Origin of the sequence: Bacillus sp. FSL M8-0256 (assembly GCF_038005765.1) — a bacterium.
GTDB classification, from domain to species: domain Bacteria; phylum Bacillota; class Bacilli; order Bacillales; family Bacillaceae; genus Bacillus; species Bacillus safensis.
This window is the reverse complement of record NZ_JBBOTU010000001.1, coordinates 1,653,581-1,666,255: the sequence shown is the minus strand read 5'-3', so window position 1 is coordinate 1,666,255 and position 12,675 is coordinate 1,653,581. Positions and strand designations below refer to the sequence as shown.

The window sequence follows — 12,675 nt, the reverse complement described above, 5'->3', positions numbered from 1 at the left end:
TGTCCTTTCTATTCAAGCTCTTCTAAAGTGATTTGATCGTTCGTGTAGACACAGATTTCTCCGGCCGTTTCAAGAGCGGCCTTTGCAATTTCTCTCGCTGAGAGATGATCACCTGCATGGGTTTTGAGTGCTCTCCCGGCGCTAAGCGCATAGTTGCCGCCTGAGCCAATGGCCAAAATCCCATCATCTGGTTCGATGACCTCTCCCGTTCCAGAGACAAGCAGGATGCTTTCTTTGTTCATGACGATGAGCATAGCCTCAAGCTGCCTGAGCATCTTGTCACTTCGCCATTCCTTCGCTAGTTCTACGGCTGCCCGCTTTAAATTACCACCATATTCTTCAAGCTTTGTTTCAAACTTTTCAAAGAGTGTAAAAGCATCGGCTACTGAACCTGCAAAACCTGCAAGCACCTTGCCTCCGAAAAGACGGCGCACTTTTTTTGCTGTGTGTTTCATCACGACAGCCTGCCCGAAAGTGACTTGACCGTCGCCAGCCATTGCACTTTTTCCTTTATGCTGAACGGCAAAGATGGTTGTTGCATGAAATGATGACATGAAAAAACCTCCTTTTAGGATCGTTTAAAAGCCCTTGGGTGATGAGACATGTACGTGTTTCTTAAAGAATCTTTTGATACATGCGTGTACACCTGTGTAGATGATAAATTTGAATGACCGAGAAGTTCTTGAACACTTCTCAAATCCGCCCCCTCGTTTAAGAGATGCGTGGCAAAGGTGTGCCTTAACATGTGAGGATGGATATGTAATGTACCTGACGCCTTTTTCATTAATTCAGTGAGAATGAATCGTACACCTCGGTCTGTAAGAGGCGTCCCGCGCTGATTCAAAAACACATGAGTATCAGCGCGGTCTTTCCCTTTAGATTTCAGCTTCTGCCTTCCATCCTCTAAATAAGTAATGAGCGCTTCATGAGCATATGACCCGAAAGGAACATACCGCTGTTTACTGCCTTTCCCATGAACAAGCACTGTATCCATCGATAAATCAAGATCAGATTCTTTTAATGAACATAACTCACTGACCCTCATACCTGTTGCATAAAGAAGTTCTAAAATAGCTTGATTTCTTTGCCCAAGCGGTGTGCTGACATCAGAAACTGTAAAAAGCTCTTTTAGTTCCTCTTCATACAAAAATGAAGGAATCCGCTTATCCTGCTTTGGTAAGCTAACGAGTAAAAAAGGATTTTCTTTCACAAGCTGTTCTCTTAATAAAAATTTATAAAAGCTGCGAAGCGCAGAGACTTTCTTACTAATCGTTCTTCTTGTCAGGCCTTTTTCATAAGCTTCTGTTAAATAAATTCTCGTATCTTGATAGGATACCTCTTCAAAACCGTCTATTCCTTGAATGTTCATAAATCTGACAAACTCTTCAATGGCTTCTGTATATCCTGAGATCGTTAAAGCTGAATAGTTTTTTTCAATTTGCAGATATTCAATGAATAAGTGGACAAGACGCTGTTTATTCGTCATTTTTACACCTCTTTAAGGCTTTTAAATGGTATCACATATCGTGCTTTCCGTGCAATGTTTTACTACAGAGATTTCGAAATAGTTTGAATAGTTTCGATTGCGCGCTTAGCGTACTCTGCATAACGTTCTTGTTTGTTTTTAATTCGAACTCCTAGATCTTTCAGCAAACCAAAGTTCGCATTCATCGGCTGGAAGCTTTTCTTGTTTGTCGATGTGATGTAGTGAGCCATACTGCCAATCGCCGTTTCCTCAGGAAGTGTCACAAGCTCTTCTCCTTTGACAAAACGAGCAGCGTTAATGCCAGCCACAAGTCCGGACGCTGCGGACTCAACATACCCTTCAACGCCTGTCATTTGCCCGGCAAAAAATAGGTCATCTCTATTTTTAAACTGATAAGTCGGTCTTAAAAGACTTGGCGAGTTAATAAATGTATTACGGTGCATCACCCCGTAACGAACAATCTCTGCTTCTTCAAGGCCTGGAATCAAACGGAATACTTCCTTTTGATCGCCCCACTTCAGATGTGTCTGGAAGCCAACGATGTTATATAAAGTACCTGCTGCATCATCCTGTCTTAATTGAACAACAGCGTAAGGTCTTTTTCCTGTTTTCGGATCTTCCAGTCCTACTGGCTTCATCGGACCAAACAGCATCGTTTTCTTTCCTCTTTTCGCCATGACTTCAATTGGCATACAGCCTTCAAAGAAGATTTCTTTTTCAAATTCTTTTAATGGCACAGTTTCAGCAGAAATGAGCGCCTCATAAAAACGATCGAATTCTTCTTCTGTCATTGGACAGTTTAAATAAGCGGCTTCTCCTTTGTCATAGCGTGATTTCAAGTACACCTTATCCATATCAATGCTGTCTTTCTCTAGAATAGGTGCCGCTGCATCGTAGAAATAGAGATATTCTTCTCCTGTTAACGATTTTAATTCTTTTGAAAGTGCTTCTGATGTCAGCGGACCAGTCGCGATAATTGTCGGACCTTCTGGAATGCTCTGCACCTCTTCTTGAAAGACAGTAACATTCGGATGATTTTTCACGCGGTCTGTCACGTTTGCTGCAAATTCATGACGGTCTACTGCAAGCGCACCGCCAGCAGGAACTGAGCTTTCATCTGCTGCTGCGATAATAGCTGAATCTAAATGACGCATTTCTTCCTTTAATACACCTACTGCATTCGTCAAAGCATTCGCACGCAGTGAGTTGCTGCATACAAGCTCCGCAAATTTATCTGTGTGGTGAGCCGGCGTTTGTTTCACAGGTCTCATTTCATATAAATTGACTTTAATTCCTCGTTTAGCGATTTGCCATGCAGCTTCACTTCCAGCTAAACCGGCTCCGATCACATTTACAAATTGACTCATTGTACAACTCTCCTATTTCGTAAGGTCTGTTTGATGACATAAAAAAGCAGGTGAACAAGGCTGCTCACCGCTATTTTTGTTGTTCCTCTTTATAATCACAGTTGACACATTGAACTTGAACGCCTTTTTTCAGCTTTTTCTCTACAAGCATATTTTCGCATTTTGGACACTTTCTTTCAATTGGTTTGTCCCAAGAGACGAATTCACACTCTGGAAAACGATCACAGCCGTAAAAAATGCGGCGTTTTTTCGATTTTCGTTCAACAATGTTTCCTTCATGACATGACGGGCATTTGACACCGATATCTTTGACAATTGGTTTTGTGTTGCGGCAGTCAGGAAAGTTAGAGCACGCCATGAACTTGCCGTATCTACCCATTTTGTACACCATCGGATGTCCGCACTCTTCACAATCAACACCTGCGTATTCCGGCTCAATCTCAACTTCTTGCATCTCTGCTTCAGCTTTTTCTACCCGTTTTGCAAAGTCTTGATAGAAGCTGTCGATAATACGAACCCATTCGATCGTACCTTCTTCAACACTATCAAGTTCCTTTTCCATTTTCGCTGTAAATTCAACGTTAATGATTTCAGGGAAGAATTCAATGATTAAGTTGAGTACAATCTCTCCAAGCTCTGTCGGAGTAAATCGTTTATTATCAAGTGCGACATAGCCGCGCTTTTGAATTGTATCTAATGTTGGTGCATACGTAGATGGACGGCCTATACCGAGCTCTTCAAGTGTTTTGACCAATCTTGCCTCAGTGTAACGCGGAGGCGGCTGTGTGAAGTGCTGCTCAGGTTCGATGTCTTTTGAAAGAACTGTGTCCCCTTCTTTCAGATCAGGAAGCATTTTGTCCTTTTCCTCTAGCTGGTCGTCCTTTCCTTCCACATAAACCTTCATAAACCCAGGGAATTTTACTTTACTGCCATTCGCACGGAAAGTAAGACCGTTATGATCAAGGTCCACACTCATTGTATCAAGAACAGCCGGAGCCATTTGGCTGGCCACGAATCGTTCCCAAATCAATTTGTACAGACGAAGCTGATCGCGGCTTAGCACGTGCTTGACATCTGCCGGTTTTCTTAACGTCGAAGTCGGACGGATGGCTTCGTGAGCATCTTGTGCATTTTCATTCTTTTTAGCTGTTCGTTTTGTTGTGTTTAAGAAATTCTTGCCGTACGTCTGATCAATGAAGGCAGATACTTCTTCAATCGCTGTATTGGAAATACGTGTTGAGTCCGTTCTCATATATGTAATGAGACCGACTGTACCTTCTTTACCAAGATCAATTCCTTCATATAATTGCTGTGCAATCATCATTGTCTTTTTCGCACGGAAGTTTAATTTTCTTGCAGCCTCCTGCTGTAAAGTAGAAGTCGTAAACGGAACAGCTGGATTACGTTTACGCTCTTTTTTCGTTACTTTCTCTACAGAGAATTTGCTTCCCTTTAATTTCGAAAGGATTTCTTTTACATCTTCTTTTGTTTTCAATGGATGTTTTTTGCCATTGAGGCCAAAGAAACTCGCTTCGAAGCTTTCTTTTCCTTTTAGGAATGTACCGTCAATTGTCCAGTATTCTTCTGGTTTAAATTCATTAATTTCATTCTCGCGATCAATAATCAGGCGGAGTGCAACTGATTGAACACGTCCGGCACTTAAGCCCTTCTTCACTTTCTTCCATAAAATCGGACTGATTTTATACCCAACGAGACGATCTAAGATCCGTCTTGCCTGCTGCGCATCAACTAAGTCCATATTGATCATACGTGGATGCTTAAAGGAATCTTTAATCGCATCCTTTGTAATCTCGTTAAAAACAACGCGGCAGTCAGAAGAGAGGTCAAGGTCAAGGCTGTGTGCTAAATGCCAAGCAATCGCTTCTCCCTCTCTATCGGGGTCAGCTGCGAGATAGACTTTCTTTGCTTTTTTCGCTGCTGTTTTTAATTCTTTTAAAACTGGGCCTTTCCCGCGAATCGTAATATATCTCGGTTCAAAGTCATGCTCAGTGTCAACACCGAGCTGACTTTTCGGTAAATCCCTTACGTGCCCCATTGAAGCTTTTACTTTATACTTTTTTCCTAAATAACGCTCAATCGTTTTCGCCTTTGCTGGCGACTCAACGATGACTAAATAATCAGCCATACTCAAAATCCCCCTTAAGAGGTGTTCTCTCTTTATACATTTCACAATTCATATTTATGTTAATTGCACCTATCTAACAGGCAATCACTAAAAATTCTTTATGATGAACATCATTATAAACACGAAAAACAAAGTGTAAACTTAAATCCTCACTATTATTAAATATTCCGATGTCTTTTGTCAAACGATATTTTTATGAGAGTTCAGTATATTGAACGCTGTGGAAGGAGAATTCCTCTAAAATATCCTTTGTGGAATGAACAAGCTTTGCCCCCTGCTGAATGAGTCTTGCCGGACCTGTGGAATTAGAATCAAAGATGGATCCGGCAATCGCAAATACTTCTTTGCCTTGCTCAAGCGCTTGATAGGCTGTAATAAGAGAACCGCTCTTTTCTTTGCACTGAATCACGATGGTCCCTTTCGTCAATGCACTAATTAAACGATTTCTCATTGGAAAATGCCACTTTTCTGGTTTGACATAAGGCGGGTGCTCTGACAAAAGCAAATGATGTTCACCCATGTATTGAGCCATTTGCGCATGTTCTTTTGGGTATACATGCTGAAAGCCGCCTGCTATAATGCCGATTGTTTTCCCTTTTTTCCTGATGCACTCTTTATGTGCCAGTCCATCGATTCCTTTAGCTAAACCACTGACAATCATCCACTCTTCCTTGACAAGCTCACCAACAATTTTCTTCACACATGCTTCTCCATAAGTCGATGGAACTCGCGTGCCGACTACACCTAAACTTTTTTCTACATTTAAATATGATACGTTTCCTTTTAGGAATAACACAGGGGGAGGATCATAAATATTTTTTAGTGTGCTGGGATATAAGGGTGATGTGATGGGAATCATGTGAATGTTTTGCTTTAAATAGGCTTGAACGATGTGTTGAAACATGGGGAATTCATTTTCTTCAGCTTGTTTTAAGCGGGTAAAGTCGATCGTTTGTAATGCTCGATCCTGTTTAAAATGATGTGTTTCTTCATTTATATATAGTTCAGGATCGACTTTCCACCATTTTGTTAATAATGAGGGTGAGATGAGGCCTTTTAAGCGGTGAAAAATCATTCTTTCGGACACGTTGTACATACCATTCCTCCAGTTTAAGATAGAAAGAAGAAGACTTGTCAAAGAACAAGTCTTCTTGTGTCATTAATGCGTTTTACAAGCTTCGAAGAGATTCTTCTCTTTTAATACTTTAATCAATGTTTCTCCCATGACAGATGGTGTTTCTGCCACTTCAATTCCACATTCACGCATTGTTTTTACTTTTTCATCAGCTGTTCCTTTACCACCAGAAATAATGGCACCAGCATGTCCCATACGTTTTCCTGGAGGCGCCGTTTTACCGCCAATAAAGCCAACGACTGGTTTTGTCATATTTGCTTTTACCCATTCAGCTGCTTCTTCTTCAGCTGTACCGCCGATTTCACCGATCATTATTACAGCATGTGTTTCAGGGTCTTCATTGAATGCTTTTAACACATCAATAAAGTTTGTCCCATTTACCGGGTCCCCCCCGATTCCTACAGCTGTCGATTGACCAACGCCAGCTTCTGAAAGCTGATGTACCGCTTCATATGTAAGCGTTCCAGAACGAGAAACAACACCCACATGACCTTTTTTATGAATGTAGCCAGGCATGATACCAATTTTACATTCTTCAGGTGTGATGACACCTGGGCAGTTTGGTCCAACTAGTCTTGTCTTTTTCCCTTCCATATACCGTTTCACTTTGACCATGTCAAGCACTGGAATATGTTCTGTGATACAAATGACGAGATCGACTTCTGCGTCAACAGCCTCTAAAATGGCATCTGCCGCAAATGGTGCTGGTACATAGATAACAGAAGCGTTCGCTCCAGTAGTCTGAACTGCTTCAGATACAGTATTAAATACAGGAACTCCTTCTACTTCAGTTCCACCTTTTCCAGGTGTGACACCACCAACAATATTTGTTCCGTACTCAATCATTTGTTTTGTATGGAACAATGCGGTTGAACCGGTAATCCCCTGAACAATTACTCTCGTATTTTTATTAATAAATACACTCATTTAGGTTCCCTGCCTTTCTGCTCTACTTGACTAAAGATACAATCTTTTCTGCCCCGTCAGCCATAGACTCAGCAGAAGTGATATTTAAGCCTGAATCACTCAGGATTTTCTTCCCTAATTCAACGTTTGTTCCTTCAAGACGTACAACAAGTGGTAATGTTAAGCCGACTTGTTTCGTCGCTTCAACAACACCTTCTGCAATCACATCACATTTCATGATGCCGCCAAAAATATTCACGAAAATCCCTTTGACATTTTGATCAGATAAAATGATTTTAAATGCTTCCGTTACTTTTTCAGCTGTTGCACCGCCGCCAACATCTAGGAAGTTTGCAGGGTCCCCGCCGTAATGCTTGATGATATCCATTGTAGACATCGCAAGACCTGCTCCATTGACCATACAGCCAATATTTCCATCTAAAGAAATGTAGCTTAAGTCATATTTAGATGCTTCAATTTCTTTTGGATCCTCTTCATCAAGGTCACGGTATTCTAATATATCTTTTTGTCTATATAAGGCATTACTATCAAAGTTTAATTTTGCATCAAGTGCCATGACTTTTCCATCGCCTGTTACAACAAGTGGATTAATCTCAGCAATTGAACAATCTTTTTCAATAAACGCATTGTAAAGGCTTGTCATAAACTTAACAGCTTGGCCAACTAATTTTGTTGGAATATTAATTTTAAATGCCACTTCTCTCGCCTGATAGCCTTGCAGACCAATCGCTGGATCGATGACCACTTTGACGATTTTTTCTGGCGTTTTTTCTGCTACTTCTTCAATTTCAGTACCGCCTTCTTCAGATGCCATCAATACAATTCTTGATGTCGCTCTGTCCAAAACTAGTCCAACATAGTATTCCTTTTGAATATCGCAGCCTTCTTCAATAAGTAAGCGTTTTATTTCGCGCCCTTCAGGCCCTGTTTGATGTGTGACAAGTGTCTTGCCGAGCAATTCCTCTGCAAACCCTTTCACTTCATCTTTCGTTTTTGCAATTTTTACCCCGCCTGCTTTACCACGGCCGCCTGCATGAATCTGTGCTTTTACGACAGATACAGAGCTCCCTAGCTCTTCTGATGCTTTCACTGCTTCATCAGGTGTAAATGCTACTTTACCATTTGGAACTGAAACCCCATATTTTCTTAGGATTTCTTTTCCTTGGTACTCATGGATATTCATTTCCCATCCTCCCAACATATGTAGAAACAAAAATTATAAAATAGACTGCGCTTTCATTTTAAAGAATAAAAAAGAGAATGTCTAGGGTTCTATGTAAAATCGTAAAATCCTTCTAAACATTCAAACTTTTATTTTATTAAAAATATAAATTTTTCAGCCAAATCACTTATTTTACCTTATTTTTTCATTTTTTGATCTAACCTGTAGATAAACGAAAAAATTTCTGCTACAGTATCGTATAACGCTTCAGGGATCTCCTCATCTAATGTTAAGTGGCGCATGAGTTCGACTAAATTACGGTCTTCCTGGATTGGGACTCCCGACTTTTTTGCTTCTTCAATAATATGATCTGCCACATAGCCGCTGCCTGTTGCAACGACTTTTGGCGCCTTTTGTTTTTCTTCATCGTAATGCAGAGCGACCGCTCTTCTAAGCGGTTTTGAATCCTTCATACTCGTAAGTCCAGCCCTTTCTCGCTGATTTTATGAAAGTGTTCATCTAGAAATAAAGACGGATCTACTGGCTCTTGTCTCTTTTTTGCTGTAATTCCCGTTAAACTGTATCCTAGCGCATTTAAATTCTCTCGAACAGCCGGAATCATTGGATTAATGGTGCCTTGCAGTTCATGGGCTGTCTCGACTGTAATGGACATGACCTTTTGCTGAATCGTACAGTCTATCAAGGTTTCTTCAAGGTTTTCCATGTTTAAATAAAACATGAGGCGGCACTGAGAAATATCAATAGAGCCATCCTTTTTCTTATGTCCTTTTAGAATAAAGGTTAAATCTTGAACACTATGTTTTGAGAAAAGCGGATAGGAAATCATCATTTGACTGACGGTTTGGTTCTCCTGCTGCACAAATAACTGCCCATTCAATCTATGAAACAATTGATCCACTTCTTTTTTAACGGGCTCTGGTAAATCCGCCTGTCTCACATCATTTAAGGTGAGCTTTAATTGGTGCAGCTCCTGACTTTTGACATCCTGGCTGCCTTTTTCAAGCAGTTTCAGCATACCAATTTCATCACGTACACCTATTGCCTTTTTCATCGTCATAAGTAAATCGAGCACATCGGTTTTATTACTTAATGTTGGTTCTGTCTGCTGCACTACCTGGGCCAAAGCTTTTGCCTCTGCTTTTGACAGGAAGGGAAACTCTTTTTGAAGCACAGCTGCTTTTGCGTCAGGCTGAGATCCTGCCTGCTGGAGCCCGTGCAGCAATGCTGTGAGCTGTTTTAAGTTAGGTTCTTGCTGCCCGTCTGCACCTTGTTTCATCAAACTTGCCAGTATCCGCTCAATTTGCTGAGGCGGGATTTGCAGCTCTTCTTTTGGACTTGTTGACTGCTGCACGTTTGTCTGAGGAACTTGGGACGGCTGACGCTCTTGAACGATTGCGGCATGGCTATTTTCTTTTTGCTGAGAAGGATTGAGCTGAGTCGTTACTGGTGAATTGCCACCTTGCTTCGCCTCGCCTTCTCTCGCTGCTAGAAGGACCGATAAGAGCTTTTCTGCATGGACGGCTGTCTCTGTATCTACAACTGACCGAACGGCTTGTATAAGGGTCCGTGTGGCATCTGTGTGCTTCGGAAGCTGTGTTAATTGATTTAATAGCGCTGTTATATCCTGATGAAGGGCAGAGGGTGATTTTACGGCTAAAATAGATTGAAGCACCCCTTGCTGGATCGGTAAATCTTTCTTTAAAGCAAAGAGGAGGGCCTGGAGCCCTTTCTTCACATCAGCTCCTTGAAGCTGTTCGATCCACTTCACTGCCGTTTTTAACTCTCCTTCGTTGATGACGGACTTTTCCTTTAAAAAAGCTGTAGCTGTCAGCATGTTTTCAAGCCCATTTTTCAGTGAGAGACCTTCTAATAGTTTGGCTGCTGCATCCTTTAATGTCTTAGGATCTTGATCAAATTGCTGAACGGGTCTTAGTTTATTGAGGCTGCCTCCACCCTCTTGTTCAAATTGGAACCAATAAAATGCGTCTGCTTTAAGCTGAGCCGCCAGCTGTGCTTTTATTTTCGTTGAACCTATTTGAACAAGGGCTGTATCATCTCCAAGCATTTTTAGTACTTTACCGAGAATCAGCCGATGAACATTATCCTTCCCTTCGGTGTTTAATGGAACCGATTCGGCCGTATTCAGCCGGCTATTCAGTGCTGTATGTATGTCCTCAACTCTTGTCATCACAGGCAGCCTCCTTAGATTAAAATTTATGATATAACAGATTTCACTGGCGCAAACGATAACCGGTGGATGGGGGTAGCACCATGTGTTTGAATCGCAGCCAGGTGCTCTTTCGTTCCGTACCCTTTATGTTTTTCAAATTGATACTCAGGATACTTACGCCCGTACTCTTCCATCATCTGATCCCTTGTCACCTTCGCAATACATGCACCTGCTGCAATGGATGCACTTTTTGCATCTCCTTTGATGATCTTCTCTTGGTGAGTAGAAAGCGGGAGTGTCATGGCATCTATGAGTAGATAATCAGGTGTATGAGTTAACTGCTCTACAGCTCTTACCATCGCCAGTCTTGATGCTTCATAAATATTGATTTCATCAATCGTAGCCGCATCAACAATGCCGATTCCGATATCAAGTGCTTCTTTTTGAATTAAATCATAATAAGCCAATCTTTTTTTCTCAGATAATTGCTTTGAGTCGTTTAAACCGAGCAGGACGGTATTTTCCTTTAATATAACGGCTGCTGCCACAACTGGGCCGGCAAGCGGTCCTCTTCCTGCTTCATCTATTCCAGCAATACATGTGTATCCCTGCGCCTTTGCTTTGTTTTCAAATTGCAGCATGTCATCCCATGCCGCGCGAAGTGCTTGCTGCTTTTCTCTCTCTTTGTGCCACTTTTCTATCAGTTTTTGGACACTTTTTCTCGTATCATCTTTCACAAGCTCGCGAATGTAGGACTCGTCTCCTGCATGCTTTTCTATAAGTTCTTTTATTTGTTTCACCGTGTACATAGGCTTTTTCGCAGCCTCCTTCTTTATATCGGCAGTTTTTCGCAAAAAATAAAGACCCGCATGAGCTGCGTGTCTTTTAGCTTTCAGGCTTCTCAAAAGTGAGGGGACCAAATTTTTCTGTTCGAATATCCCGAATAATGATTTCGGTGGTTTTGTCATAGTTTATGAATCCCCCGCTCATTAGACAGCCGCGCTTAGTGCCAATTGCATCAAACAGCTCAACCGTATCTTCAGGTATCTCCGCTAGGTCATAGCGTTTTTTTAATCGCTCTGGGTAGTTCTCTTCTAGAAAACGAAGTGCATACACAGCGACATCCTGTAAATTGATGATCGAATCTTTGATCGCTCCAGTCACCGCAAGTCTGAGTCCTACTTGCTCATCTTCAAACTTCGGCCAGAGAATTCCAGGGGTATCGAGCAGTTCTAGTTCTTTCCCTACCTTTACCCATTGCTGTGATGTCGTAATACCAGGCCGGTCTCCTGTTTTGGCAATGTTCTTTTTTGCTAAACGATTGATTAAGGTCGATTTGCCGACGTTGGGAATCCCGATAATCAGTGCTCGAATGGCACGTGGTTTGACACCTTTTGCTTTCATGCGGTCGAATTTTTCTTTTAAAATTTCTTTTGAAGTCGTGATGATCTGATTTAACCCTTGTCCATCAACAGAGTTAATGGCAAGTGACCGAACGCCTTGCTGCTCAAAATGCGCCTGCCACTCCTTTGTCATACGAGGATCTGCTTTATCTGCTTTGTTTAAGAGCATGATTTTGGGTTTGTTTTGAAGGATTTCTTCGATCATTGGGTTTCTAGAGGACATCGGAATTCTTGCATCGGTTAATTCAAATACGATGTCGATGAGCTTTAATTTTTCTGTGACTTCACGTCTTGCTTTTGCCATATGGCCTGGAAACCATTGAATCGTCATATGTGCACCTTCTTTCTTCTACCATTATCTTTATACATTGTACAAAAAAAGAGCCTGTTACAGGTAACAAGCTCTTTCCTTTGATATCATTATCGTCTGATTTCTTTGATACGAGCCGCTTTACCGCGAAGTTCACGTAGGTAGTAAAGTTTCGCACGACGTACCTTACCGTGACGTACAACTTCGATCTTAGCGATTTTTGGTGTGTGTACAGGGAATGTACGCTCAACGCCTACACCGTAAGAGATCTTACGAACTGTGAAAGTTTCGCTGATTCCACCACCACGACGCTTAATTACAACACCTTCAAAGATCTGGATACGCTCACGAGTACCCTCGACAACTTTAACGTGTACACGTAAAGTGTCACCAGGACGGAACGCAGGAAGATCAGTGCGTAATTGTTCTTTTGTGATTTCTTCAATCAAATGTTGCATCGTTTTCAACTCCTTCCAACAGATGCTCATGTCCTCTTTCTTCATTGCAGCGGAACATCGTTTTCAAACTTGGATCAGCAAGCCGTCCAA

Annotated in this window: 12 protein-coding genes; all 12 read right to left on the bottom strand. The window is 41.6% G+C overall.

The window, feature by feature from the left end:
• Positions 1-8: 8 nt before the first annotated feature.
• A complete protein-coding gene (gene hslV, locus NSQ76_RS08400) occupies positions 9-554 on the bottom strand; it encodes an ATP-dependent protease subunit HslV (protein ID WP_024424181.1) in 546 nt (181 codons plus the stop codon).
• 14 nt (positions 555-568) lie between these two features.
• A complete protein-coding gene (gene xerC / locus NSQ76_RS08395) occupies positions 569-1,486 on the bottom strand; it encodes a tyrosine recombinase XerC (RefSeq protein WP_024424182.1) in 918 nt (305 codons plus the stop codon).
• 62 nt (positions 1,487-1,548) lie between these two features.
• Positions 1,549-2,853, bottom strand: coding sequence for an FADH(2)-oxidizing methylenetetrahydrofolate--tRNA-(uracil(54)-C(5))-methyltransferase TrmFO (gene trmFO, locus NSQ76_RS08390; RefSeq protein WP_024424183.1), 1,305 nt, complete (start codon positions 2,851-2,853; stop codon positions 1,549-1,551).
• Positions 2,854-2,923: 70 nt separating this feature from the next.
• On the bottom strand, positions 2,924-4,999 hold the full coding sequence (gene topA / locus NSQ76_RS08385; RefSeq protein WP_024424184.1) for a type I DNA topoisomerase: 2,076 nt from the start codon (positions 4,997-4,999) through the stop codon (positions 2,924-2,926).
• A gap of 193 nt (positions 5,000-5,192) precedes the next feature.
• The gene (gene dprA / locus NSQ76_RS08380) at positions 5,193-6,095 is read right to left on the bottom strand and encodes a DNA-processing protein DprA (protein WP_056766431.1); all 903 of its coding nucleotides are present in this window, start codon (positions 6,093-6,095) and stop codon (positions 5,193-5,195) included.
• Between the two features lie 63 nt (positions 6,096-6,158).
• Positions 6,159-7,061, bottom strand: coding sequence for a succinate--CoA ligase subunit alpha (sucD, locus tag NSQ76_RS08375; protein WP_007499624.1), 903 nt, complete (start codon positions 7,059-7,061; stop codon positions 6,159-6,161).
• Between the two features lie 22 nt (positions 7,062-7,083).
• Positions 7,084-8,244: an ADP-forming succinate--CoA ligase subunit beta gene (gene sucC, locus NSQ76_RS08370; RefSeq protein ID WP_341053329.1), complete on the bottom strand. Its 1,161-nt coding sequence runs from the start codon at positions 8,242-8,244 to the stop codon at positions 7,084-7,086.
• 176 nt (positions 8,245-8,420) lie between these two features.
• Positions 8,421-8,696 (bottom strand): FlhB-like flagellar biosynthesis protein, encoded by a 276-nt coding sequence (locus tag NSQ76_RS08365; RefSeq protein ID WP_003211418.1) that lies wholly within the window; start codon positions 8,694-8,696, stop codon positions 8,421-8,423.
• Positions 8,693-10,432, bottom strand: a complete 1,740-nt coding sequence (locus NSQ76_RS08360; RefSeq protein ID WP_341053327.1) for a glycosyltransferase — start codon at positions 10,430-10,432, stop codon at positions 8,693-8,695. The genes NSQ76_RS08365 and NSQ76_RS08360 overlap by 4 nt, the downstream gene beginning before the upstream one ends.
• 26 nt (positions 10,433-10,458) lie before the next feature.
• Positions 10,459-11,223, bottom strand: coding sequence for a ribonuclease HII (locus NSQ76_RS08355; protein WP_024426970.1), 765 nt, complete (start codon positions 11,221-11,223; stop codon positions 10,459-10,461).
• Between the two features lie 76 nt (positions 11,224-11,299).
• On the bottom strand, positions 11,300-12,148 hold the full coding sequence (gene ylqF, locus NSQ76_RS08350) for a ribosome biogenesis GTPase YlqF (protein ID WP_024424188.1): 849 nt from the start codon (positions 12,146-12,148) through the stop codon (positions 11,300-11,302).
• An 89-nt stretch (positions 12,149-12,237) separates the two neighbouring features.
• Positions 12,238-12,585, bottom strand: coding sequence for a 50S ribosomal protein L19 (gene rplS / locus NSQ76_RS08345; RefSeq protein ID WP_008354510.1), 348 nt, complete (start codon positions 12,583-12,585; stop codon positions 12,238-12,240).
• Between the last annotated feature and the right edge of the window lie 90 nt (positions 12,586-12,675).

Excerpts from the sequence above, each read along its gene's own strand:
- hslV (WP_024424181.1), bottom strand. The coding sequence starts at position 554 with ATGTCATCATTTCATGCAACAACCATCTTTGCCGTTCAGCATAAAGGA.
- xerC (WP_024424182.1), bottom strand. The coding sequence starts at position 1,486 with ATGACGAATAAACAGCGTCTTGTCCACTTATTCATTGAATATCTGCAA.
- trmFO (WP_024424183.1), bottom strand. The coding sequence starts at position 2,853 with ATGAGTCAATTTGTAAATGTGATCGGAGCCGGTTTAGCTGGAAGTGAA.
- topA (WP_024424184.1), bottom strand. The coding sequence starts at position 4,999 with ATGGCTGATTATTTAGTCATCGTTGAGTCGCCAGCAAAGGCGAAAACG.
- dprA (WP_056766431.1), bottom strand. The coding sequence starts at position 6,095 with ATGTACAACGTGTCCGAAAGAATGATTTTTCACCGCTTAAAAGGCCTC.
- sucD (WP_007499624.1), bottom strand. The coding sequence starts at position 7,061 with ATGAGTGTATTTATTAATAAAAATACGAGAGTAATTGTTCAGGGGATT.
- sucC (WP_341053329.1), bottom strand. The coding sequence starts at position 8,244 with ATGAATATCCATGAGTACCAAGGAAAAGAAATCCTAAGAAAATATGGG.
- NSQ76_RS08365 (WP_003211418.1), bottom strand. The coding sequence starts at position 8,696 with ATGAAGGATTCAAAACCGCTTAGAAGAGCGGTCGCTCTGCATTACGAT.
- NSQ76_RS08360 (WP_341053327.1), bottom strand. The coding sequence starts at position 10,432 with ATGACAAGAGTTGAGGACATACATACAGCACTGAATAGCCGGCTGAAT.
- NSQ76_RS08355 (WP_024426970.1), bottom strand. The coding sequence starts at position 11,223 with ATGTACACGGTGAAACAAATAAAAGAACTTATAGAAAAGCATGCAGGA.
- ylqF (WP_024424188.1), bottom strand. The coding sequence starts at position 12,148 with ATGACGATTCAATGGTTTCCAGGCCATATGGCAAAAGCAAGACGTGAA.
- rplS (WP_008354510.1), bottom strand. The coding sequence starts at position 12,585 with ATGCAACATTTGATTGAAGAAATCACAAAAGAACAATTACGCACTGAT.